The organism is Chitinophaga sp. 180180018-3, from assembly GCF_037893185.1.
Lineage (GTDB): Bacteria > Bacteroidota > Bacteroidia > Chitinophagales > Chitinophagaceae > Chitinophaga.
This window is the reverse complement of sequence record NZ_CP140772.1, coordinates 4,753,388-4,776,880: the sequence shown is the minus strand read 5'-3', so window position 1 is coordinate 4,776,880 and position 23,493 is coordinate 4,753,388. Positions and strand designations below refer to the sequence as shown.

General features: G+C 46.7%; 20 protein-coding genes. 16 read left to right on the top strand and 4 right to left on the bottom strand.

Features of this window, described 5'->3' with window-relative positions; all coding sequences use genetic code 11:
* Positions 1-134 precede the first annotated feature (134 nt).
* From UNH61_RS18630 to UNH61_RS18615, 4 genes are all read left to right on the top strand, one after another.
* The gene (locus UNH61_RS18630) at positions 135-2,513 is read left to right on the top strand and encodes an ABC transporter permease (RefSeq protein ID WP_326993494.1); all 2,379 of its coding nucleotides are present in this window, start codon (positions 135-137) and stop codon (positions 2,511-2,513) included.
* A gap of 78 nt (positions 2,514-2,591) precedes the next feature.
* A complete protein-coding gene (locus tag UNH61_RS18625) occupies positions 2,592-3,359 on the top strand; it encodes a hypothetical protein (RefSeq protein WP_326993493.1) in 768 nt (255 codons plus the stop codon).
* 158 nt (positions 3,360-3,517) lie between these two features.
* Entirely contained in the window at positions 3,518-3,715 is a 198-nt protein-coding gene (locus tag UNH61_RS18620; RefSeq protein ID WP_326993492.1) for a hypothetical protein, read from the top strand.
* A gap of 9 nt (positions 3,716-3,724) precedes the next feature.
* A complete protein-coding gene (locus UNH61_RS18615; RefSeq protein WP_326993491.1) occupies positions 3,725-4,108 on the top strand; it encodes a hypothetical protein in 384 nt (127 codons plus the stop codon).
* A 3-nt stretch (positions 4,109-4,111) separates the two neighbouring features.
* On the opposite strand, the gene UNH61_RS18610 is transcribed toward UNH61_RS18615, so the two are convergent.
* The 3 genes from UNH61_RS18610 to UNH61_RS18600 all read right to left on the bottom strand — a co-directional run bounded on the left by UNH61_RS18610 (position 4,112) and on the right by UNH61_RS18600 (position 7,328).
* Positions 4,112-6,055, bottom strand: coding sequence for a histidine kinase (locus UNH61_RS18610; protein WP_326993490.1), 1,944 nt, complete (start codon positions 6,053-6,055; stop codon positions 4,112-4,114).
* Complete coding sequence (locus UNH61_RS18605) at positions 6,045-6,824, bottom strand: LytTR family DNA-binding domain-containing protein (protein WP_326993489.1); 780 nt, start codon at positions 6,822-6,824, stop codon at positions 6,045-6,047. Before UNH61_RS18605 ends, UNH61_RS18610 begins: the two co-directional genes overlap by 11 nt.
* 96 nt (positions 6,825-6,920) lie before the next feature.
* Positions 6,921-7,328, bottom strand: a complete 408-nt coding sequence (locus UNH61_RS18600) for a hypothetical protein (protein WP_326993488.1) — start codon at positions 7,326-7,328, stop codon at positions 6,921-6,923.
* 150 nt (positions 7,329-7,478) lie between these two features.
* Between UNH61_RS18600 and UNH61_RS18595 the strand changes: the two genes are divergently transcribed.
* The 11 genes from UNH61_RS18595 (at position 7,479) to UNH61_RS18545 (ending at position 21,346) form a co-directional block, all read left to right on the top strand.
* A complete protein-coding gene (locus UNH61_RS18595; RefSeq protein ID WP_326993487.1) occupies positions 7,479-7,934 on the top strand; it encodes a hypothetical protein in 456 nt (151 codons plus the stop codon).
* 402 nt (positions 7,935-8,336) lie between these two features.
* On the top strand, positions 8,337-8,711 hold the full coding sequence (locus UNH61_RS18590) for a response regulator transcription factor (RefSeq protein ID WP_326993486.1): 375 nt from the start codon (positions 8,337-8,339) through the stop codon (positions 8,709-8,711).
* Between the two features lie 29 nt (positions 8,712-8,740).
* Complete coding sequence (locus tag UNH61_RS18585; protein ID WP_326993485.1) at positions 8,741-9,889, top strand: HEAT repeat domain-containing protein; 1,149 nt, start codon at positions 8,741-8,743, stop codon at positions 9,887-9,889.
* 1 nt (position 9,890) lies between these two features.
* Positions 9,891-11,375, top strand: coding sequence for a glycosyltransferase (locus tag UNH61_RS18580; RefSeq protein WP_326993484.1), 1,485 nt, complete (start codon positions 9,891-9,893; stop codon positions 11,373-11,375).
* On the top strand, positions 11,362-14,214 hold the full coding sequence (locus tag UNH61_RS18575; protein WP_326993483.1) for a tetratricopeptide repeat protein: 2,853 nt from the start codon (positions 11,362-11,364) through the stop codon (positions 14,212-14,214). The genes UNH61_RS18580 and UNH61_RS18575 overlap by 14 nt, the downstream gene beginning before the upstream one ends.
* A gap of 499 nt (positions 14,215-14,713) precedes the next feature.
* Entirely contained in the window at positions 14,714-15,256 is a 543-nt protein-coding gene (locus UNH61_RS18570; protein ID WP_326993482.1) for a hypothetical protein, read from the top strand.
* A gap of 75 nt (positions 15,257-15,331) precedes the next feature.
* Positions 15,332-16,279 carry an SPFH domain-containing protein gene (locus tag UNH61_RS18565; protein WP_326993481.1) on the top strand — a complete coding sequence of 316 codons (948 nt, stop codon included), beginning with the start codon at positions 15,332-15,334 and terminating at the stop codon, positions 16,277-16,279.
* Positions 16,280-16,283: 4 nt separating this feature from the next.
* Positions 16,284-16,535: a hypothetical protein gene (locus UNH61_RS18560; protein ID WP_326993480.1), complete on the top strand. Its 252-nt coding sequence runs from the start codon at positions 16,284-16,286 to the stop codon at positions 16,533-16,535.
* An 8-nt stretch (positions 16,536-16,543) separates the two neighbouring features.
* Positions 16,544-17,458 carry a hypothetical protein gene (locus UNH61_RS18555; protein WP_326993479.1) on the top strand — a complete coding sequence of 305 codons (915 nt, stop codon included), beginning with the start codon at positions 16,544-16,546 and terminating at the stop codon, positions 17,456-17,458.
* A 20-nt stretch (positions 17,459-17,478) separates the two neighbouring features.
* Positions 17,479-18,057, top strand: coding sequence for a DUF6620 family protein (locus UNH61_RS18550; protein ID WP_326993478.1), 579 nt, complete (start codon positions 17,479-17,481; stop codon positions 18,055-18,057).
* 220 nt (positions 18,058-18,277) lie between these two features.
* The gene (locus UNH61_RS18545) at positions 18,278-21,346 is read left to right on the top strand and encodes an amino acid adenylation domain-containing protein (protein WP_326993477.1); all 3,069 of its coding nucleotides are present in this window, start codon (positions 18,278-18,280) and stop codon (positions 21,344-21,346) included.
* 284 nt (positions 21,347-21,630) lie between these two features.
* Here the strand turns inward: UNH61_RS18545 and UNH61_RS18540 are convergent, their stop codons facing one another.
* Complete coding sequence (locus UNH61_RS18540; RefSeq protein ID WP_326993476.1) at positions 21,631-21,786, bottom strand: hypothetical protein; 156 nt, start codon at positions 21,784-21,786, stop codon at positions 21,631-21,633.
* Positions 21,787-22,080: 294 nt separating this feature from the next.
* Between UNH61_RS18540 and UNH61_RS18535 the strand changes: the two genes are divergently transcribed.
* Positions 22,081-23,487, top strand: a complete 1,407-nt coding sequence (locus UNH61_RS18535) for a hypothetical protein (protein WP_326993475.1) — start codon at positions 22,081-22,083, stop codon at positions 23,485-23,487.
* Positions 23,488-23,493: the final 6 nt, after the last annotated feature.

Genomic DNA, 23,493 nt, shown 5'->3' with positions numbered 1-23,493 from the left:
GTAGTGAAGGGCCGGCCTGTTCATAATTGAACAAACTTTCGTCCGCTTCCGGACACCTATTCGGGGGAAATCCGCCAGTACCAGTGCTTTGCAAGATGGCAACTTTCTTGCGGCAGTGAGAAAAACTGATTGGTATGCTGATATACTACCTGAAGATAGCCTGGCGAAATCTTGGTAACAGGCTGCATGCGGGCATCAATATTTTAGGTCTGGCTACAGGCCTGGCTACTGTTATGATCATCGGGCTGTGGGTGTATGATGAGCTGGCGTTCGATAGGTGTCATCAGCATTATGACCGTATAGTACAGGTGATGCAAACGCATAACTACAGCGGCGACATACACACGAAAACCAATCTGCCGATGCCGCTGAGAGATGCGCTGGAACAGTCGTACGGCGCTAATTTCAAGCATATCGTTTTATCATCATGGATATATAGTCACATTCTGACAGTTGGTACTTCAAATATCTCCGGAACAGGGGCTTTTATGGATACTGCTGCCCCGGAAATGCTTTCTCTGCATATGCTGCGCGAATCAAAGGAAGGCCTGAAGGAAACCGCTTCCATTTTTTTATCCGCTTCTTTGGCCAGGTCGCTCTTCGGAGATGCAGATCCACTGGATAAGATGTTGAAACTGGATAATAAATTACAGGTGAAGGTAACCGGTGTTTATGAAGATGTTCCGGATAATTCCACCTTTAAACGCCTGCAATTTATCACGCCCTGGAATCTTTACGCGGTAATAGATGAGGGGGTGAAAAATAGCCGGGATCAATGGGAGAATAATTCTTACCTGCTATATGCGCAGATGAAGGATAATGCCGACATTACCAAAGTGTCTGCAGCCATAAAAGACCTGAAATTGCAACACCTCAGCAAGGAAATGGCAGGCTCAAAACCTGTGATCTTCCTGCATCCTATGAGCAGATGGCATTTGTATTCGGAGTTCAGAAATGGCGTGAATACGGGTGGGCGTATACGATATGTATGGATGTTTTCAATCATTGGCGCTTTTGTGCTGTTGCTGGCCTGCATTAATTTTATGAACCTCAGTACTGCCCGTGCAGAAAAGCGCGCAAAGGAAGTAGGGGTCAGAAAGGCAGTGGGCTCTCTGCAGCGGCAACTTATCACCCAGTTCTTTGTGGAATCCCTGCTGGTCAGCTTCATAGCCTTCCTGCTGGCTATTGGGATATCGGTGGCAGCATTGCCGCTGTTCAATGGTATAGCCGGTAAAAGCATGTACATACCCTGGAACAGCCCCGTTTATTGGGCACTCGGACTTACCTGCTGCATTGTCACCGGATTACTGGCCGGGAGTTATCCGGCATTTTATCTGTCTTCCTTTAATCCTGTAAAAGTATTGAAAGGCACCTACAAAGCCGGCCGCATGGCCACAGTGCCCCGGAAAGTACTGGTAACGTTCCAGTATACCGTTTCAATAGTATTGATCGTGGGCACCATAGTAGTGGCCCAACAGATCATTTATTCGAAGAACAGGCCGGTGGGCTATACCAACAATGGGCTTATAAGCGTAAAAGTAGTATTGGACGGCATGCATCGTCATTTTGAAGCTTTCAGGCAGGAACTGAATAACGCCGGTGTTATCACGGCAATAACAGAGTCCAGCAGTCCGGTTACCTACCACAGCTCTTTCAGTGGCGGCCTCGAATGGAGGGGCAAGCCGCCCGGCATGGTGGATAATTTCGGGCATATGGGAGTGACGCCTTCCTTTGGCAAAACAGTGGGATGGATAATAAAAAACGGACGCGACTTCTCCTCCGATTTAGTCACTGATTCCGGAGGTATTATCCTGAACGAGGCTGCTGTGAAATATATGGGGCTCAGGCAACCGGTAGGGGAAACCGTTACCTGGGATAAACCCTATACCGTGATAGGAGTGGTGAAAGACATGATCATTGAATCGCCCTATGAACAGGTAAAACCGGCATTTTTTTACCTGAATCCCAATGCAGGAGAAGTATTTTTACTGAAGATAAATCCCCGGATGAGCACCGCAGGAGCATTGGACGCTATAGCGTCTATCTACAAAAAAATCTTCCCGGAAGTCCCATTTACTTTCAAATTTGTTGACGAAGAATATGCGAAAAAATTTTCCGATGAAGAACATATTGGTAAACTGGCTGCTTATTTTGCATTTCTGGCCGTATTTATCAGCTGTATGGGGTTATTTGGACTGATCACTTATGTAGCGGCACAGCGGACAAAAGAGATCGGTATCCGCAAAATACTGGGGGCTTCCGCGTCCGGTATCGTGCTTTTCCTGTTCAGGGATTTTCTGAGGCTGGTGCTGATCGCCGTTATTATTGCCACACCGCTGGCCTGGTATACGATGAATAGCTGGTTGAATAATTTTAACTACCATACGGCACTGAGTTGGTGGGTATTTGCCCTGGCGGGCATAATTGCGTTGTTGATTTCCGTGCTGACTATCAGTCATCAGGCTATCCGCACGGCGATGCTCAATCCGGTGAAAAGCCTCCGGTCAGAATAGAAAGCCAGAAGCTAAAAGCTTGTTAATATTTCTCTGATGTTTGCTTATCTTTCCGTCCTGTCTTAGATTGGAAGCGAAATGGGCATTAAAAAACTGTTACAAAAGGCTGTTATTTTCCTGATACCGGTGTTGTTAGCTCAGGTGGTGGTAGGCCAAATGCGAATTATCAGCGGTACGATATATGATCGTACGGCGCGCTATGGCATGGGTGGTGTAAGTGTCAGGAATACCTCCGGCGGAGGCACCGTAACTGACTCTGCAGGGCATTATAACATCAAAGTACAACCTGGCGACTCTATCAGCTTTTCCTATCAGGGAAAGAATACGGTGAAGTTTCCCATAACTGATATTCCTCCTTACCGCACTTTCGACATGAGCCTGCATGTGGATGTACACGCTTTGCCCACGATTGTTGTATCCGCAACAAGGCCTCAGAACTATCACCTCGATTCCCTGGAATTCCGCAATGAATACCGGAAAGTATTCGATTTTGCGCCCGAATACCTGACCAGTGGGAATGGAGGTGCCGGCGTCAATCTCGATGCCCTGTTCAGCATCCGGAAAAATAAAAGAATGGAGGCCTTCCGCGTTTTCCTGGAGCGCGAAGAAAGAGAAAAATATATTGACCACCGCTTCAACAAAGCACTTGTACAAAAGATCACCGGACTGAAATCCCCGGCGCTGGATACTTTCATGGCCCGCTACCGGCCCAGTTATGAACTGCTGGTATCATTTGAAACGGACTATGAGTACTACAGATACATCAAAGACCTGAGCGAGTATTTTTCCGAATCCTGGAACAAGCAGCAGCGGGGGGGATACTCACCCGGAGAGCTGTTTCATTGAGGAATTAAGAATAGGGAAAGAAGAATTAAGAAATAGCGCGAATAATAAGGCGGATAACAATATCATTATCCGCCTTATTATTCGCGCTATTTCTTAATTCTTCTTTCCCTATTCTTAATTTCAAAAATTTTAGTACATTTGTACTAAATTATAAAATCATGGAAGACATTACCGTAAATGATCAGCAGGAGGAAAAGAAAACAGTATTCCAACGGATCAGAGCCAGTGTGCTGCCGATAAAGCCCACGGATTCCGTTCCGGTAAAAGTGGCTAAACAGGTGGGCTTCGCTGCCTTTTCGGTAGTGGCGGCCGTTGTTACGGCATTGCTCGCCATCGCCGTTTCTTTTGCTTTATAATCTGATAATATGAAACAGTCGTTACTGACCATATTGGTGGCTGTGTTGGCCTGGACGGTCGTGCATCTGGTCCGGTATTACAGCCTGCCGTTGCCGGCCCTTATCAACGGGCAGCTGACCGATTTTCTGGCGGTACCGGTGATCGCGCATATTGCTTTAATAGTGGTGCGACTGTTTGTAGTAAGGAATCCTTATTATATAATGCCGTTGTATTATATACTGTTTATTGTGGGCTATGTATCAGTGGTGTTTGAATGGCTCATGCCTGCCGTTTCCGCTAAATATACGGGTGATTGGCTGGATGTGGCTGCTTATTTGGCGGGTGGGATCTACTTTTATGTAACAGTGAATCTTGCTGCAAAATTAAAACGCAGGCATGAGTTTATAAGATAGACATCATCCTTTAGTACCCTCTCTTTGTACGGGGATCATCAGGGTTACCTTCACCCCGGTACCATCTTTCTCTTCTTTATCGGCAATGATCAGGGAAGCGAGTTTGCCAGTCTGTTGACTGAGTATTTTCAGCCGCTCCTGGGTAATAATACCGGAGAGAGATGTTTTTTCCTGCTCAGTCGGTTCCTGCTTCCGGAGCCCGAGTCCGTTATCTTCTATGGTGCAATGCAGCATGCCTTTGCTCAGCTGCAGCGTTATTATAATCCGGCCTTTGTAGGGGAGGTTACGCATTCCGTGCTGTATGGCGTTTTCCGCGAAAGGCTGCAGCAGCATCGGGGGGATAAGGATATCCTGCTCTTCACAGTGTTCTATATTATTGATCGTATAGTCGAAAACGTTATCGAAGCGTATAGATTGCAGGGCGAGATAATTTTCGAGCGCTTCCACTTCCAGGTGGAGCTGTACGAGGTTTTGCCGGGAACTTTCGAGGTTGAGCCGCAGCAGGCGGGCGAACCGGCTCAGGTATTTGATTGCTTTGTCTTTTGCATCGTGGCGGATAAAGCTCTGCAATACCGACATTGTATTGAAGATGAAATGTGGTTCCATCTGGCTGCGTAGCAGTCGCTGCTCCAGCTCGGCCGCCTGTTTCTCCGTGCGTAGTTTCCTTTGCCGTATAAGCACCACCGTTAGTATGATGCCCAATACCAGTACCACCAGTAGGATGACAAGAATGATCCGCTGCTGGCGCAGAATGGTGCCCTGGCTGCTATACTGGCGGCTCAGGCTGAGTGTTTTGTTTTGCTGTATTTTGAGCTCGCTTACTGCCTGTAATTCTGCCACTTTTTTCAGCTGCTGTTCCTGCAGGTTCTGCAGAGCCATGTTGGCGGCCGAATTGAGGGCTGTCACAGCACTTTTGTAATCTCCCATATCATAATAAATACGGTACATGGTGCTATAGGCGGAACTGAGATCTTCCTTGTTTTGTATCTTCATGGCCTTCTTAATGGCCTTGTCGAGGTAAGCGAGTGCACCGGGAAATTTTTTCTCTTCCATCAGCATCTGGCTGTAATTCAGGTACTGCTGGAAGGTAATGTTACCATGTCTTTCCCGGATCCCCATGCCTTTTTCCATCAGGGCATGTCCGCCGGCTTCGTCGCCATTACGTTCAACCAGCACGCCCAATGCGCTGTAAATATTACCAATCCTGAGTGAGTCCGGTTCCGGGGCACGCTGAGCCAGGTTCAGGGCACTGTCTTCCAGCTGAATAGCTTCCTCCAGATGCTGTTGCCGTTCGGCAATACGCGACAGGTTCTCTAAAAAGACGGCCTGCATATAGCCGTTGCCTTTATCCGGATAACTGGCAATGGCTTGTTTGGCAAAAACGGCTGCCTTGTCATATTCTCCATAACGGAAATTTTCTTCCGCAGCAAGATCATATACCCGCCAGATGTCGGCGTAGTGGAACTTTTCAGCTATTTCAATAATGGCAAACAACTGTGTGAAAGTGCTGTCGTTCACTTTCTGTTCAATGGCTACGTGTTGCAGCCCCAGTAGCTGTAAGGTGAGCAATTCGATGTGTGCGGCCGTATCCTTTATGCCGGGTGGGAGCATCCGGCGATAGCTGGCAATGGCCGCCTGGTCGCTGTCGGCCATCCAGTAATAGTATCCTTCGAGATAATAATACAGGCCTTTGGCTTTACTGCCCTCCGGAAGGGGTGCTACCTGCGCTTTCAGCGAAGGCATTTCATGTGCGATGACGCTGTCTTTGCCACGGGGGCCTTTATTTATCAGCAATCGCAATCTGTTGACCACCGGAGGGTCAGTAATATCAGCCGGCGGAAGGAAAGAAGGTTGCTGCCTGACACAGCTGTATAGCAGCGTCAGCACAACAATCAGCGGAATAATTAACCGGTGGCAGGCGCGCATGTTTTTGAGATTATGATTCACCGGTCAGGAATTGCCGGACATATTCCCGTTTCCGGGCAGATACCGGTATTTCAGTTCCATCCCGCAGGATCAGCAGACCATCTTTCTGAAAACGGTCGATGAAGTGATGGTTCACGATATACGACTGATGAGAACGTATAAACCAGGTTTCAGGAAGCAATTCTTCATACTCCTTGATCGGTCTGGACACTGTCACTTTCTTTTTCCCGGTCAGGAAAAAAGTCGTGTAGCTGCCATCACTCTGGCAATACAGGATTTCCTCAAACGTTACTACCTGCAGGTATTGCTGCGACCGCAGCACAATACGCTGCTGTAGCCCCGGCCGTTTATTCTGCAGGTGACTATCGGCAATCTCAAATTGTGTTCTGCCATTCACCGGAGGTTCGGACTTCAGCCGCTCCAGGGTGGCTGTTAGTTCTTCTTCATCTACAGGTTTCAGCAGGTAATCGTAGGCGCCGAATTTAATGGCCTTGATGGCATGCTGGTTATACGCCGTGATGAAAATCACCCGGAAGCTTCTGTCCGGGAATTCCCGAAGCAGATCGAAACCGGTTCCATCCAGGAGCTCTATATCCAGTAGCAACAAGTCCGGTTCCGTACTGGGAATGATTACTCTGGCTTCGGCAATGCTGCCGCAGCTTCCCAGTACAACAAAATCCGGGTACCTTTTCATCAGCCATTCCAGATCTTTCCGGATGGCCGGCTCGTCGTCTATGATCAGCGTTCTTATCATATTGTCTACATCCTGTTCTCCCTGTAAAATAAGCATTTCACAGGTAAAGGATAAATAGTGTTCCTAATGTACCGATTTCTCACAGGCTTCGGGATTCAGTTGGAGGTTATCAATAAAAAGATGAAAGGCCGGCTATAAATTTCCCGGGGCGGTATTCACCAGCACATTGGCTTCACTCTGAAAAGCTTCAAACTCACTTTTATGTGTACTCCGGAATATCTCCTTTGCAACCAGTAGGCCCAATACCATCGGAATGGCGCCTCCTATACTGACCATCAGCTGCTGAAACAGTATACTGTAGATGAGGGTGAATAAGGCAAAGGATCCCAATATTCCGCCCAGTATCCATAGGGCAGGCGGGGTGAAGTCTACCTTCAGGTTCCCGTTTTTATTCCGCAACAGGAAATGAAAATTCCTGTAAGGCACCATAATAACCTGTGGGCCCAGGAACTGCTTTTTCAGCTTCGCGTTAGGGTAGTACCGTTGTATATCGCCGAATATCTGTTCTAATGTTTTTGTTTGCGAATTGGTGATGTTCATGGCGTGATGTTTAAGGCTGAACTGTTTGCTGTATTAATATGGCTGCAAAATAGTACGGCGGGCTGCCTTTAAAGGTGTGAAAACTATATTCGTGTATTTATTTTGTAAATTCGTTAGCGAGGACGCTACAACAACCATATATGTCGTACTATGGAAGAAAATACACCCCTTTTTACCGAAGAGTTCCTGCGCGATACTGCTATTCGCCGCAGGGCAATCATTCCCACAGGAATGTACGCACTGATGGCCATCATACTGGTCTACTTTGGTATTTCAGTCATCCAGGCCGGCATCAGGCTATTTGAGGCCGCCATCATGTACAGAATACTGGCTGTCGATATTTTAGGCACCCTGGTCCTTTCATCCCTGCAGGTCCTGGCCGTTATTTTCATCTGGCTGGAAAAAGATCGGGCCATACAATTTGCCCTCATAGCAGTAGGGCTGAAGTTGCTCTCTATCCTGGTGTTATTTATTTCCCACAATTTCTTCGGAGGCTATTTTCATTACAGCATATACGAAGTCCTGAGCTGGATGATTGAACTGATGTTCGCGGTGCGACTGTTCAAGATAAGAACAGACTGGGAATTAAGACCAAAATCTAGATAATTTTTACTAAATTCCTATCTTTACAACACAATGATGAAAACACTATTGTAATCTACCGGTCTTATGAAAGCTGAATATGCACCAGTCCGCCCAGGATTCCCTGAAATGCCAGTAAATACTTACTTTTCAGACATTGGCACGAAATATGCAAAGGGAGGTGTGTCGACAGCTTTTCTAGAAAAGGATAGAAAAAATTACCATCTTTATTTGAATCTCCATCTTGTGTTATACCGAATATATATCAGGACAACTATCGGGTATCATGAGGCCAAACAAAACCACTTTTATTAGGGACACTTTTAATTTGTGCATCAGCGCAGGGGCAATTTATGTGCAACCGTATCATCTAACCATATTTAGAGACTAAGCAAGGGGTATTCAAAAACTATCAAAAAAAAAGCTATGTGTAATAAGATTCTTTTAGTAGAGGACGATGAATTTACAAGTAAGGCCATTAATATCATATTAACCAAATACGGGTATACAGTAACAATTGAAAGGAATGGGAAAGATGCACTGGAAAGTCTTAAAAGCTCAAAATTTGACCTGGTGATTTCCGATCTGATGTTGCCATATGCGAGCGGTCTTGAGTTTATCAGCAAAATGAGGGCTGACATGAAGTTAAACATACCGGTTTTAGTCCTGTCTGCCATTACCCACGAAAACACTATTACCGAAGGCTTTGAAATAGGCGTGGATGATTATCTGAAGAAACCTTTCAACCCATCGGAATTAACATCAAGAGTACATCGTCTTATAGAACAAAGTAAAAGATAATTTTCAGGCCGATTTTTAACGAATACACCATGAATGCTAATTCGTCGTTTAGCCTTTGGCTGGAGGACCTGATTTATTATTTTGCCTATTTTCCGCTGATCATTCAGATAGCGATCATTGTAAGCGTCTTTGCGATTGCAGGAACTGTGCTGGCTTACGGCTATCTGATCATTCACCGGCTACGCAGAAATAATCAGCTTCGTAAAGAAGCACCTTTACGGGAGCAGGTAAATAACCTGCTGCTGGAACAGGTGGTTTTTCAGTCAGTCAACAAGCCAGGAGAAGAAAATACGGAGTTGGCCAATATATTCCGTTCTCTTCCCTTGAATAAAGACTGGGCGCGCGGGGTGATTATCAGCCAGTTGCTGGAACACCGCAGAAGTTTTACAGGAGATATTGCCACCATGCTGCGAAGTCTTTACCTGGAGCTGGGACTGGAAACGAATGCCGTTGCCGGCCTTCGCTCCCTCCACAGAAAGAAAGTGATTGCTTCCCTCGTGGAGCTGTCCGGTATGGGCGTTTTATTGGAAGAAGCGCATATTTTAACGCTTACGCAAAGCACTGATAAGTATATACGTGAAATGGCACGTTGCTACATGGTCCAGTGTTCGGAAACCAATCCGTTTGGGTTTCTTGACCAGGTGAGTACGCCGATGCTTTCATGGGAACAGTTTGAATTGTTCCGCATTATATCCCTTCGCAAGGATATAACCGTCCCATCTTTCGCAAGATGGATTGATCCGGCCTTCCATCCGTCGGTTATTGACCTCAGTATTAAGTTGGCTACTTACTATCAGCAACCCGAAGCAATTCCGGTGATGATAAGGTTACTGCCAACTGTTAGCGAGTCCCTCAGAGCTTCCATGATCAACAGTCTGGGTAAACTGGTTGCTACCGACGCAGAAGATGTATTGGTGGGAATGTACCAGGAACAGGCTTTACCTTGCCGAATGGAAATACTGAAAGCGCTGGGCCGTATAGGCACCGGGCGCTTTCTGGATTTCCTGGAGCATGAACTGGAAACGTCCGATGAATTCCTGCTGATCAAGAATGCTGCGCGCTCCATCGTTGCCCACCACATGCTGGCGGCTCAGCGGATAAAGGAACTGCAACATCAGCTTACCGGTGCCAGGTTACTGGCACTGCAGCATAGTCTTAACCCGTTGATCACTTATTAATATGATTTCTACAGCGCTACGATATATCACCGACTTTTATGAAAATGCCATCTTCTTCTATTGTGGCATTCTCTTCCTGTTTTATATACTGCTGGCAGTATTGTCTATTGTTTCTATCCGCCGCAGCCGGTGGAAGGAAAAAATCAGAGCTCAGCAGATGCTGGTGGCTTCCCCGCTTACACCAGGGATCTCTGTTATTGCGCCTGCGTATAACGAAGGCGTGACCATCATTCCGAATGTTCGCTCACTGCTGGCGCTTAACTATCCACGCTTTGAAGTGGTGGTGGTGAACGATGGCAGCAAAGATGATACCCTCGAACAGCTGATCAGGGAATTTGATCTCGTAGAGGTCGATTTCTTTTACCGCCAGCAGGTACCCTGTCAACACATAAAGAGGTTTTTCAAATCTGCCAGCTCAGCCTATTCAAAACTGCTGGTGGTAGATAAAGTGAATGGTAAAAGTAAGGCAGATGCAGTAAATGCCGGTATCAACGCAGCTTCGTTCGATTACTTCCTCAATACCGACGTGGATTGTATCCTTAGTCCGGATACCCTGCTGCGCCTCGTGAAGCCATTCATGGACGATCCTGTGAGAGTGATTGCCACCGGTGCCCCGCTCCGCGCCGCCAACTCCTGCGTGGTGGAAGCCGGTGTGATTAAAGAGATAAAAGTGCCCAAAGCCATATTACCCCGGTTCCAGGAAATGGAATATATCCGCTCTTATCTGCTGGGGAAAATGGGATGGACTTCCATCAATGCCATACCCAACGTATCCGGCGGTCTTGGTTTGTTTGATAAAGAAATAGTGGTCAAAGCGGGTGGGTACGATCCGGCTTCTTTCGGAGAAGACATGGATATCACTGTTCGTATCTGTATGTATATGTGCGAACAGAATTTACCCTACCGGGTGCATTATATCCCTGAAACGCTTTGCTGGACAGAGGTTCCTGCCACACTGAAAATATTTACCCGCCAGCGGGTGCGCTGGGCGAGAGGATTGTTCCAGATTTTCGTGAAGCACCGGAAGGTGTTGTTTAATCCCAAATACAGGAAGATCGGGATGATTGTTTTTCCGTATAATTTCTTCTTCGAACTACTGGCGCCGCTGATCGAGTTTGCCGGGATCACCTACTATATCTACATCGTAGTGGCCCACCTGATCAACTGGGATTATGCTTTGATCCTGCTGGTATTTACTTACACGTTTTCCATCCTGATTACTTCCATGTCGATGTTGTGGGATCAGCTGATCTTCCGCTACTATGGCAGCTGGAAAGAAGTGTTCCGGCTTTGTATTATGTCGCTCGCGGAGCCTTTTGTGTACCATCCGATGGTACTCTTTTGCGCGGTGAAGGGATACTTTAACCAGGTGACCGGCAAGCAACACACCTGGGGGAATATGCAGCGCCAGGGTTTCAACCAGGCACCTGCTGCACAGCATAATGTTGTTAAGAGTCAAGTTAATGCAAGTAATGAAAAGATATAGTATCATCATTTATTTCCTGGCAGTGAGCTTATCCGTAAGTGCACAACGGAGCGGCCTTGTGTCGTCCGACGTGCTGCTGAAAATGGCATTGGAAGCCAGGAGAGATCAGAAAGATTATCCTAAAGCCATAAAGCTTTGTAAGAAGGCTTTGGCGCAGAGTCCTAATTATACAGACATAAGAATATTACTCGGACAGTTATATAAAGAAACCGGTAATCCGGTGGCAGCAGCATTCGAATGGAATGTGGCGCTGAAAAATGATCCCGGGAATACGGATGTGATGCATGACCTGGTAAATCTTTACTATGGAGAAGGTAAAATTTCAGAAGCAGTTTGTTATGTAGATCTGCTGCTGGAAAAAGAACCAACCAACAAAGACCTGCTGATAAAGAAATACGGGCTGGTACAGGAAAGTGGTGATGTACAGGGGCAGGCAGGAATGATTACGAAACTGCGCACATTATATCCTGCGGATTCCACAGTGAACCGCCTCGTGAAAGATTACCAGCTGTCCGCCGCCAACAGCGGACGGAAAAGCGGCAACCTCGAAGGCGCCCGGAAAATGTATGAGCAATCCCTGCAGGCCAACAGCCACAACAAAGAAGCGCTGGAAGGCATGGCTACGGTATTGGCCAGCCAGGGCCGCGGGCTGGAAGCCATCCGCTACTATGATCAGCTGTTGCAGCTGGATCCACATAATACTACTTACCGGCTGAAAAGATCGTCTATTCGCCTTGCTGCGGGACAGTATGCTGCCGCGCTGGAAGATGCACAACAGCTTTATCGCGCCAATCCCGGACAAAACCAATTCAGGCAACACCTGACCGATGTATATGAGGGCATGATGAAAACAGCGCCCGATCCCGCGGTTTACGCGGAACAACTGGTCACCCTGCAGCCCCGCAATAAATCGGTGTATGAAGTGTTGATGAACCAGGCATATAAACAGGACGAGTATGAAACCGCCCTTAACTGGAGTAACAAGGCCCTGGCTGCATTCCCGGGAGATGAAGACCTGTTGCGCCGGAAGGCCGGGATACAGGAAAAACAGGGCGATTATGCCGGCGCTGCTGCCACAGCGGCCGAACTCCTGCAGGTACGCCGGAGTGCGGTGAATGAACAAATTTATACCGATCTGCAAGTGGCGAATGCCAATCGCTTAATCCGGAGCGGACAAACAGCGGCAGCTGCCACTGTATTGGAAACAGCCCTGGCAAAGCTTCCCCGCCGGAAAGAATTTTTGGCGCCCTTGTCTAACGTAAAAGCATTACAGGGAAAACCACAGGAGGCAGTGGCCCTGCTGGATCAGCAGCTGGCTGGTCAGCCACAGGACACCGCATTGCTGCTGAAGAAATCAGGCCTGCTGGAATCCATGCACGAATACGCTGCTGCAGCCGCTATCAGCCGCCAGCTGGTAACAGCATATCCCAACAGCCAGCTTTTCCGCCAGGTGGCCGCCGATCAGCAACTGCTTATTGCCAGAGACGCCATGCAGGCGGGCCGTTATCAACCAGCGAAACAGGCACTGCAAACAGTGTTGCAGCTGATGCCATCGAACCGCGACGCTCACATCTACCTGGTGAACCTCGAATATCAGCAGGGAAATAAACAGGCTGCGCTGGATGCTATCAGTAATGCCTATACGTATCTTGGAAAAGATTCCCTGTTGTTGCAGAAACAATCTGCCATTCTGGAACAGTTAGGAAGATACCGGGAAGCCAGCGCTATCAGTGCCGCGCTCTGCCAGGCATTTCCTGCTGATACCGCTTTGAGGAATATGTATGGCGGTCAGTTGCTGGAAGAAGGGAAAAGGCTGCGGCAGCTGCAACAATGGGATAGTGCGCAGCTGGCGTATCAGCAGGCATTAACTGTTGGCGGCCCGGATACAACTGCCTTCATGGGACTGACAGCAGTGGCTGCAGCGCGCCATCAATACGATTCGGTGATTAGCTACGCCAATAAAGGCCTGGCGCTTTCGCCGGCGAATCAGGCACTCCTTTCTCAAAAAGCCGGCGCGCTGGAAAAATTACATCGCTACAGAGAAGCGGCAGTAGTGGCAAACCAGCTGTATGCACAGGATCCCCGCGAAAAAAAATGGCGCGATTATGCTGATCATCTCGATGCTTACGGTTATCAGAACCAGGCCGGGGTGACCTGGCTGCAATCGGCATACAGTAAGGATTTCAGGCCGGCCAGCGTACTCTCTCTTCAATACATGCGACGTTACGATCGCGGCTCCATTCTGGGGAGAGTTAACTACGCCTCAAGAGAAGCAGGAGATGGCATACAATTGGAAGCAGAAACATACTATAAACATAATCCGAAGTATTACTCCTACGCATACCTGGGATGGGCCGATTCCAAAGTGTTCCCCACGCTCAGAGTAGGATACTCCCTCTTCCGGAATTTCAATAAGGGCTGGGAGGCCGAGCTGGGAGCAAGGTATGTGCGGACCGACAGCATCAACAACTACTCAGCCGTTGCTTCCGTGGCCAAAACATGGGGCAACTACTGGGTGAACCTGCGGGGCTTCCTCACTGCCGACGACCAAAGATGGTATCAGGCCTACACCCTCACTAACCGTTTTTACCTGCATGAGCAAAAGGATTTTATTGCGTTGATAGGAAGTGTGGGTACCTCTCCGGACGACCGGAGCCGCAACTACCAGCTGGGGCGTGTAGCCGGACTTACTGCAACGTCGCTTACAGCAGGATATCAGAAATTGATCCGTGGAAGGGCAACAGTAGGTGCCTATACCACCTTTACCAATCAGCAGCTGGCGCCAGGCCGGTATGTAAACCAGTACGATGCCTATCTGCTGTTCCTCTGGAACTTCTAACCATCATATAAGAGCTTTGTTGAAAACCAGTGGGGCCCATGTGCTTGTGAGTGCATGAGGGCCCCAAATTTTTTCGCGTAGCCGCCGGACACACTCTCCCATAAACAAATTGGTTCCTGTGAAAATATCTCCCCAAAATATTATCAGCCTCTTTAGCTACATTTGATGAAATTGCAAAAAACACTGCTTTTGTCCGATGGGAGTATGTGTGTTTTTAATGTTTGTTATACATTGATTTTTAATTTATTGTAACTTATGTAGTCGTTTTGTAGTCATTGTTTTTTGCTTAGTAGATATTCTGTAGAAATCAATTGTTTGGCAAAAGGAATCAAACTTTTGATTTTTGTATCACTTTCTAAATCATATAAAAAGTACAAATAGTTGAGCTGTTGAAATAACGTTGATAAATAACGCATAGTTATTTTTTTAAATTTAAAATTGAAAGGGTAACCCCAAAGGACATTCATCAGTCAACAACTACTAAAATTGTAAAACAGCAATGAACAAGAAATTGGACAAGATAATCGTATCCGAAAAATCTTACGGTAGTAATGATCCTTACGAATTGATAGGTTCTAATATCAGCGTCGTAAATCTATTAGCAGAGGAAGGGATTGATGAAGAATATATACACGAAGACGCGGTGACGAGTTACTATATTGATTATTACATGGCCCAATATAAAAATGGAAACTTTTCCCAATTTGTGTGGAATACCCAATGGTCGCCCGGGATGAATGAAATCATAAAAAGTGGATTAAAGAAAATAGGGGCACTAAAGCATTTGGATTTATTTCTCGAACAATGTTCAAAAGTAGAGGCTTTAGAAAAAGAAGCGCTTCAAAGCTATTTGGAAAGCCAGTATTTTGGACCGAATGCAACCAGAGACAAGTTGAAAAATGACTCGTTTTACAGTCTGGGAGAAGATCTTATTGATTTAAACTCGGCTTGGTTGAGGAATCACCCCGACCTGCAGGTGTTGACAATTGACGGTATGTTTTTGGAGTTGGAAAAAATCGTAGGCCGGAAAATTGAGCGGTAGTATGCTGGCTTAACCCCCTGACTGATAAACCGCCTCTGAGAAATTGTTTTAACCATATAAAATATATACCAGCATATGAACCTGCCATTTATAGAAATCATCGAAGCAATCACACCGGATCCCAATCTGCTGATGTGGAAATACAAAGATGAAGACAAGGAAATCAAGAATGGTGCAAAGCTGACAGTGAGAGAATCCCAGGCTGTCGTATTTCTTAATGAAGGACAGCTTGCGGATGTTTTTGCACCGGGGCTGCATACCCTGAGTACCGAAAATATCCCTCTTTTGAGTAGATTAAAAGGTTGGAAATATGGTTTCAATAGTCCATTTAAAGCCGACGTTTATTTTGTAAATACCCGTCAGTTTGTCAATAACAAATGGGGCACGCCGGCTCCGGTGATGATGCGTGATCCCGAATTTGGGCAGGTTCGGATACGGGCGTTCGGGACATTTGATATCCAGATTCGCGACTTTGGAACATTCTTCCGTCAATACGCAGGTTCTTATGAAACGTTCAATATTTTCGAATTACAGCACGAGTTAAGGGATTTTATCGCCCCTAAATTTGGGGAGGTATTGGCGCAGGAGAATATGTCCGTAAAAGACGTAGCAGGCAATCTCACGGAACTGGGCAGGAAAGTAGCACCTTCCCTGAAGCCCTATTTCGCACAGTTTGGTATCGAACTGATAACGTTTACCATCAGTAGTGTAACCCTTCCCGAAGAAGTGTCGGCCCATTATGATAAAATCACCAACATGAACATGGTGAGCGACATGGAAAAATACGCCCGTTTTAACACGGCTAATGCTATAGGACAGCAGGGAACTGTAGCCAACCAGGCTACTGCCAATGGAATGATGGCCGGCATGATGATGAACCAGATACAGCAACAGGCCCAATCCCCAAATAATACAGATGATATCACAGCAAAACTGCAAAAGCTGAAAACCCTTTTTGAGGGCGGATTGATTGACGAATCCGAATACAAAGCGAAAAAAGCGGAGCTCATCGACAAACTATAAAGCTATGGAAGAAAACAAGAAGCCGCTTTCTCTTTTAGAACGGATGAAGCAGAAAGCCCGGGAACAGCAGACCTATGGCGGTGAACAGGAAGATAAAGCCGCTGGCATGAAAGCCAAAGACTGCCCTAATTGCGGAGCAGGACGCGCACAGCAGGATGGGCTGACGCATTGTGCTTATTGCGGTTTTACTTTTATGTCGGTAACATTAACTGATGGTATTAATATAAAGAAAGAAGATAACTCTCCACAACATTAAAATAATTCATGAGCTACGACCCCTCTGTTATCAGGAATGAAATGCGAGACACGCAACAACGCTTTGTTACGTTTGTAGACAAATTAAAAGCCAGGCTGGAAGAGTTTGGAGAAGCTTCTATCTCCGAGCTTCAGGAAATGAACAACAATGATGATGATGCTTACAAGCAAGCTTATCATCGGATGAAATCGGCAGTATTAGGTCAGGTTGAAAGCATTCGTAAAAAAGCGCATGACGTGATGGAAGAAAAGATCATTAATTACGAATATCCCCGGCATGATGCAGCACTAAGCAAACTCTTTTACGACATGCGTAGCGTTTGTTATGACCGCTACAATGACCTGGATGAATTGGTGCAGCGTTACCGGGAGAGCATAGATGCTACATTTTCAGAAGATTTGGAAGCCCAATACCAATATATCCTGGACGAATATGAACGCATAAAGGATAAATTCCTTTGTACGCAATGTGGAGGCGGTTTAACCATTGATAAAGTTTACTTCACGACCACTTACATTACTTGTCCGTTTTGCGGGACCCGAAATACATTTGAGCCCAGTTCGCAGGCAAAGTCGTTAGAACATCTTGGTCGCTCGTTGGCCGAAAAAAGAACCGACCATTTATTAAAAGCTTATCAGAACAATGCCCGGTTGGAGCAGGAAATGTTTCAGCAAAAGCACAAACTGGAATTGGATGCTGCTTTTGAACGAAACAGCCATGAAAAAAGCAAGCTGGCAGTGGCATTGACAGACGCTATACAGCAATGGGAAAATGCCGGAAGGGACACTATTAAGCTATATGAAAATTATCTGCGGGCGATGTTTGATGAGTGGAATAAGATTAACCCTGCGCTTACCGCGGAGCATGAGCGGTTTTATCAACGAATGCTTCAGGACTATCATGAGTCAAATTCTAAAAATTAAAATATCAAAAATAACAAAATATGAGTAATCCATTATTAGAGCCCATTCACGGCGTTTCACTTTATGATTATGCCACTATTTCCGCAAAAATTGCGTCAGGAATATCGCAGGACGACATTCTCAAAGCATTAGGTATTGAAAATGCCGTTTATGAAGAAGCTTCGGCATTGTGGGTAACCCGTATGCAGGAAGACAAAAACTTTGAAATCATCACTGTGTTCGGTCAGTATTTTGGAGAAGCAGATAATCATCCAAAATTAAGTGGTCTGAAACCACAAACCAGTGCCGAAGGCAATGAGAATCTTGAAAAGCTGAAAGCGGACCGCCATTTCTACGAAGAACTTTGTGGCGCCAGAATAGCGGCCTACCAGTATGGTTATGATGGTGCGCAGTGGATATTAGACAATTTCGGAATTACATTGGGCGATTTCCAGAGCGCGGCCGTGAAATGGGCAAATGCTTCTCAGGCAGAAGCCCAAAGTGACAATTATGAGCAAGTGCACTATTGGGCCAATTATCAACAACAGAAACAGGCGGAATATGCTGAGAAATTTGCGAAAGAACAAGGTGGAAATATTGGTGATGATGTGGAATTTTAAACCGTCGCGTCAGACGTTGATGAATACGGGTTTTCGGCAGGCAGGCACGTAAATCGATATGAAGCCTGCCGTTGCTGACCATCATATAGGAGTTTTGTTGAAAATTATTGGGAGCCTCACATGGCTCCCAATTTTTTTTCCCACTGCAATAATACGTGAGTGGGGCATGATAATTTGCGAACGGTCTAGACCATATCTCTCATTAAAACCTTAAAGAAACATGACTATCCTATTTTCTTCCCGTGACCGGGAAGCGATTGACCCGCACGTGTCTCCCGATTTCCACCCACATGAAACACTGGTGTCCTTATTCCGAAAAACGGCGCATAGCGTGCCTGGGAACATTGCAGTGGACTTCAACGGTAGCAAACTTTCTTACGAAGAGCTGGACCAGCGCAGTAACCAGCTGGCCCGGTTGCTTACTGCCCATGGCGTTAAAAAAGGCAGTTATGTACCGGTTTACCTGGAGCGATCTGTTGAATGGGTGATCGCTGTGCTGGCGGTGCTGAAAACCGGCGCAGCCTATGTGCCCATTGATGCAGCTTATCCGCCAAAGCGGGTAGCCTTTATTATTGCAGATGTGGAGGCAACGGTGATCATTACCCAATCGTCCCTGTTTTCGCGGTCAGTACAGCTGCAGGATACTACGGTGTTGTATTCGGATAAGCTGCCAGCACTGCCCGCGCCGGAACCACTGGAACTGGTACCGGATGCCGACGATCTTGCTTATGTGATTTACACCTCCGGATCTACTGGTCAGCCTAAAGGCGTAATGGTGACCCATAAAGCGGTGCAGCATCTGATCACCTGGCATATCCGGCATTTCGGGGTAAGCAAAGAATGCAGGCTTACGCTGGTAGCCGGACTGGCATTCGACATTTCCGTCTGGGAGTTATGGTCGGCGCTGCTGTCGGGCGCAACGCTGTTTATCGCCACAGATGAGGAAAGGATTGATACAGCGCAGTTGTTTGCCTTTTATGAACGTAATGGTATCACCCACGCCTATACGCCAGCGGTGCTCGCACCGGAAATAGTGGCGCTGAGCCGGGAGCAGTCTGGTTTGCAGCTACAGTATTTATTTACCGGAGGGGAGAAGCTGAAACCGGTGTTGACAGATGGCCTGTCGTACCAGCTGGTAGATTACTACGGACCTACTGAGTATACCATATTTGCTACCTGGCGTCAGGTAAGGGATGTAAATGGGGCGTATGTATCTTCCATTGGTCAGCCAATTCCCGGAACAAGGGCTTTAATACTTGATCAGCATTTACAGCCAGTGGCGGAAAGTGCTGTTGGGGAGCTTTGCCTGAGTGGAATTGGCATCGCCAAAGGGTATCTCCATAATCAGCAGCTGACAGATACAAAATTTGTAGATCATCCGTTTGCGCCAGGTCAGAAGCTCTATAAAACCGGTGATCTTGCCCGTTGGCTGCCGGATGGCAGCATTGAATTCCTCGGCAGGATCGATAACCAGGTGAAGATACGCGGCTTCCGTGTTGAGCTGGGAGAAGTGGAAAAGGCGCTGACACTGCTTTCTCATATCAGCAATGCCGCGGTGATCACCATGGAAAACAGCCGTAAGAATAAATACCTCGTGGCGTTCATTGTGCAGGAGCATCCCAACGAACAGCAGGGCATTGCGCTGGCGCGGCAGCAGCTCAGGGAAGAGCTGCCTGGTTATATGATCCCGGCCCGTTTTATTTGTTTGAATGAGATTCCGGTAACGGCGAACGGAAAAATGGACAAAGCCCGGCTGGTGGCGTTGGCAGAACAGGCAGCACCGGAAAATATGGAACAGGAAGAAGGCGGCACAGCTACAGAACAGCTCATTGCACAGGTATGGGCCGGGTTGCTGGAACGGCCGTTTGTACATTATACCGATAGCTTCTTCGACATTGGCGGGGATTCCCTGCTGGTGGCTGCAATGGCCACACAACTGAGATCCCGGCTGAATATGAAGATTTATATCCGCGACGTATATCAGTTCCCGGTACTCCGGGCGTTGGCCGCTGAAATCGACAACAGAACGAAACTGGCTTCCACCGTGGAACCGGGCCTGGAAGATGTAGAACCATACGTGGAGCTGCAAAAGGATGCATGGCTGCTGCCGGATGTCACGTTCCGGAACGATTTCGATTATTCCGTGCTGGAGCATCAGTCGGCCGTGATGCTGACGGGCGCCACCGGTTTCGTTGGGATACACCTGCTGCAGGAGCTGCTGGATCATACGCGGGCAACGGTGTACTGCCTCGTGAGAGCGAAAGATGAGTACCATGCGATGGAAAAGATCTATCACACCTTTACGACCTATCATATCAATATCCGTGAGGCGCAAAAGCACCGGATTATACCGGTGGTAGGCGACTTTTCGCAACAGCACCTGGGCCTGTCGCAGGAGAAGTTCGATGAACTGGCAGAGAAACTGGAGGTGGTTTACCATTCGGGCAGTTCCGTCAATTTTATCGAGCCGTATTCCTATATGAAACGCCCCAACGTAGATGGGCTGAGGGAGATCATCCGTTTTGCAGGTGCAGGAAAAACTAAATGTCTCGCTTTGCTTTCCACTATTTCTGTTTATAGCTGGGGGCATGTATTCACCGGCAAAACAGTCATGAAGGAAACCGACGACATTGCCCAGAACCTGCTGGCGGTGAGTAAAGACATTGGTTATGTAAGAAGTAAATGGGTAATGGAAGCCGTAGCAGACCTGGCTGCCGCACAGGGGCTGCCGGTGATCACTTATCGTTTGGGATACGCGATGTGCCATAGCGAATCCGGTGCTTCCGCTCCTTACCAATGGTGGTCAGGTCTGGTGAAGAACTGCGTGGAGTATGGTTCTTATCCGCTACTCCGCGAGTTAAGAGAAGGACTTATCACGGTGGATTATATGGCAAAAGCGATTGTGCATATCACAAAGAACCGGAATGCGATCGGACAAAAGTTCAACCTGATTGCCTCGCCGGAGCATAACCTCACGTTAACCGCCTTTTTCGATCTGCTGTTGCAACACTATGACCTGAAGATGAAAGGACTGCCTTATAAGGAGTGGAGAAAACAGTGGGAAGACGAGCCAACAAACCGCCTGTATCCGCTCACCAGTTTGTTCAGGGATAATATGCATGAGGGGTTGTCGACGGTAGAGCTGTACCAGGATACCTACGAATGGCACAAGGACAATGTAGACGAGTTCCTCCATGGCTCAGGAATTGAGGAGCCGGTGTTTGATAAGCAGCTGCTGGACAGGTATCTTGGTTATCTGGGGATAACAGCAAAAGAAAGAGTGTCTTAAAGCGCGCTATGTTGAGTTAGAATAGGAAACTCCGGTTCTTTCAGTGGGTAAGCTGGGAGGCCGGGGTTTTTGTTGGTAGCCTGGACTATTCTCCGACTCTAAACTGGACTACGGAGAAATACTGTTTGCACTAATGCTGATAGCAGGATGGAAAACCCGGTTGGCAGCAACAGGAAGTGGGGTACTGACTTTATTGTTTGCATTAGCAATGACTATGGCGCTTGGTGTGCAGCAGCCTTTGAATTATTCAGTGTTCACGGCCAGTGCGGCTAGCTTTCTGTTGGCTACGTTGCCGGGATATCGTTGGAGTGTGGATAGGCGAATGAATTGATCAACGTTGATTTTTCAAAACTGGTGATCTGGATCGATAAAAACTTCAGGGACCGGAAAATGGGTGCTGTTCCCATCTCCCGGTCCCTGGAAGCCTTAGAGGTCTCCATTAATGCCGTCTATTTAATTGTAATTGCTACTATTCGATCCGATGGTTATCATAATCTGGAAAGGAAATAACGGAGAGGAATACACGAAATGAACTAAAATGGTTGTTTTGTCGAGGATATCAGTCGTTTTATAGAATATATTATTGATCTGTTATTATTGGCCTAATTTCGCCCCGCTTAAATTCTAATATTCTGCTAGCACTCATGATATTACCCTAGCTTAATTCACCAATATACTTTGTTAATCTTTCATTGTGAATATGTCTTTAGTCACAGTGAGCCAAGCAGTCTAATATGTTCAAAAATCTACAGTTACCCATTATTCTTCTGTTATTTAGTGTCCTCTCGTTTGTATCCTGTTCGAAAACAGAAAAAGGCTCTCAGCTTGTGGATCCAACTATTGCAGCCGCCCAAAAATGGTATTCTTCGTTTATCCACAATAATACTACAGGTGAGCCTGATTGGGAAAATGCCCGGGTAACGTCTGCAGTTAAGGGTCAAAAAGAAGTTGTAGTGCCATTTCCTTTTTCCAACCGCTTCGAAAAAAGAAGCAGGACTATCAGAAGAATAATTATTACCAAACGAAATGGGAAATTCGCGGGTAGTGTTGTTCTGATCATGGCAAAACCTGAATTTGTAAAGAAGCATCATTTTTTTGATCCCACTACCTTTACCGGATCAGCTGTAAGGTTCGACCTCAATATGAATCCATTATATGGTGGATATTACGAAAATGGGGTACGCAAGTTCAATGCCAACTATCAGGTATTCAGAAATAAGCAGGCATTTGAAAATCAGGCAAAACCTGAAATTACCTGTTTTTATTACGAAGACACCTATTTGGATGCAGATGGAGTATTCACTGTACATGGATATTCCGTTTGTATAGATATGGGGGTCGGTGGTGGCGGAGGCAGCAATCCATGGGATCCTAATCCAGGTGGTACCGGTGGTGGTGGCACCGGTGGTAGTGGGGGGGATGGAGGCATCGGCGAAGGAGAGTTTCCTTATGATCCGGAACCACAAGAGCCACAAACCGATGTCTCTATTGTAAAGAATCTCTGCGACGAAAGGCAAACTATTGATAAAAACATGAAAATCCCTGCATACAGTGCCCCCCTGAAGGAATTAAGGGATAAACTTGCAACATCTCCAAATGAATGGGGAGTTGAGCAGGTATTAAGTGCCAAATATGGTGCTGGTAAATGGATTCAAAAACCGATTTATTCCGATGGCAAAATAGATCAGCTAAAGTCTAATTTTACATGGAACGACAAGGACGGTTATACTGTAGGGTTTGTGCACAGCCATCCTAACGGGAGTACACCTACCCCACAGGATATATTTGATATTGTGGAGTGGGCACTAGATAGTCCAGAGTTTCAGAGCGGCTGGATAGAGCAGGATTTCTTCGTTAATAATGCGAGTGTTACTATTGTAACCAAGTCAAATAATTTTATTGTTACTTTAAACGATTGGAATCAGATTAAATCATTGCATGAGTCATTCAAATCAAATCCGGCTGCCTTTGAAGACAATTTTCAGGCAAAATCAGCTGAGTATAGGTCTGGTGTAGCTGCACTTTCTGTAATTTTTGGATCGTCCATAAATCTATATATCGATCCGCTTGATGGGGGTGGTGTGATGCCAGTATTATTCAACGGCACATCGAAAGAAGTCATTGCGATACCTTGTAAATAAATTAAA

Coding starts and splice junctions, on each gene's coding strand:
- UNH61_RS18630 (WP_326993494.1), top strand. CDS start 135: ATGCTGATATACTACCTGAAGATAGCCTGGCGAAATCTTGGTAACAGG.
- UNH61_RS18625 (WP_326993493.1), top strand. CDS start 2,592: ATGGGCATTAAAAAACTGTTACAAAAGGCTGTTATTTTCCTGATACCG.
- UNH61_RS18620 (WP_326993492.1), top strand. CDS start 3,518: ATGGAAGACATTACCGTAAATGATCAGCAGGAGGAAAAGAAAACAGTA.
- UNH61_RS18615 (WP_326993491.1), top strand. CDS start 3,725: ATGAAACAGTCGTTACTGACCATATTGGTGGCTGTGTTGGCCTGGACG.
- UNH61_RS18605 (WP_326993489.1), bottom strand. CDS start 6,824: ATGCTTATTTTACAGGGAGAACAGGATGTAGACAATATGATAAGAACG.
- UNH61_RS18600 (WP_326993488.1), bottom strand. CDS start 7,328: ATGAACATCACCAATTCGCAAACAAAAACATTAGAACAGATATTCGGC.
- UNH61_RS18595 (WP_326993487.1), top strand. CDS start 7,479: ATGGAAGAAAATACACCCCTTTTTACCGAAGAGTTCCTGCGCGATACT.
- UNH61_RS18590 (WP_326993486.1), top strand. CDS start 8,337: ATGTGTAATAAGATTCTTTTAGTAGAGGACGATGAATTTACAAGTAAG.
- UNH61_RS18585 (WP_326993485.1), top strand. CDS start 8,741: ATGAATGCTAATTCGTCGTTTAGCCTTTGGCTGGAGGACCTGATTTAT.
- UNH61_RS18580 (WP_326993484.1), top strand. CDS start 9,891: ATGATTTCTACAGCGCTACGATATATCACCGACTTTTATGAAAATGCC.
- UNH61_RS18575 (WP_326993483.1), top strand. CDS start 11,362: ATGAAAAGATATAGTATCATCATTTATTTCCTGGCAGTGAGCTTATCC.
- UNH61_RS18570 (WP_326993482.1), top strand. CDS start 14,714: ATGAACAAGAAATTGGACAAGATAATCGTATCCGAAAAATCTTACGGT.
- UNH61_RS18565 (WP_326993481.1), top strand. CDS start 15,332: ATGAACCTGCCATTTATAGAAATCATCGAAGCAATCACACCGGATCCC.
- UNH61_RS18560 (WP_326993480.1), top strand. CDS start 16,284: ATGGAAGAAAACAAGAAGCCGCTTTCTCTTTTAGAACGGATGAAGCAG.
- UNH61_RS18555 (WP_326993479.1), top strand. CDS start 16,544: ATGAGCTACGACCCCTCTGTTATCAGGAATGAAATGCGAGACACGCAA.
- UNH61_RS18550 (WP_326993478.1), top strand. CDS start 17,479: ATGAGTAATCCATTATTAGAGCCCATTCACGGCGTTTCACTTTATGAT.
- UNH61_RS18545 (WP_326993477.1), top strand. CDS start 18,278: ATGACTATCCTATTTTCTTCCCGTGACCGGGAAGCGATTGACCCGCAC.
- UNH61_RS18540 (WP_326993476.1), bottom strand. CDS start 21,786: ATGGAGACCTCTAAGGCTTCCAGGGACCGGGAGATGGGAACAGCACCC.
- UNH61_RS18535 (WP_326993475.1), top strand. CDS start 22,081: ATGTTCAAAAATCTACAGTTACCCATTATTCTTCTGTTATTTAGTGTC.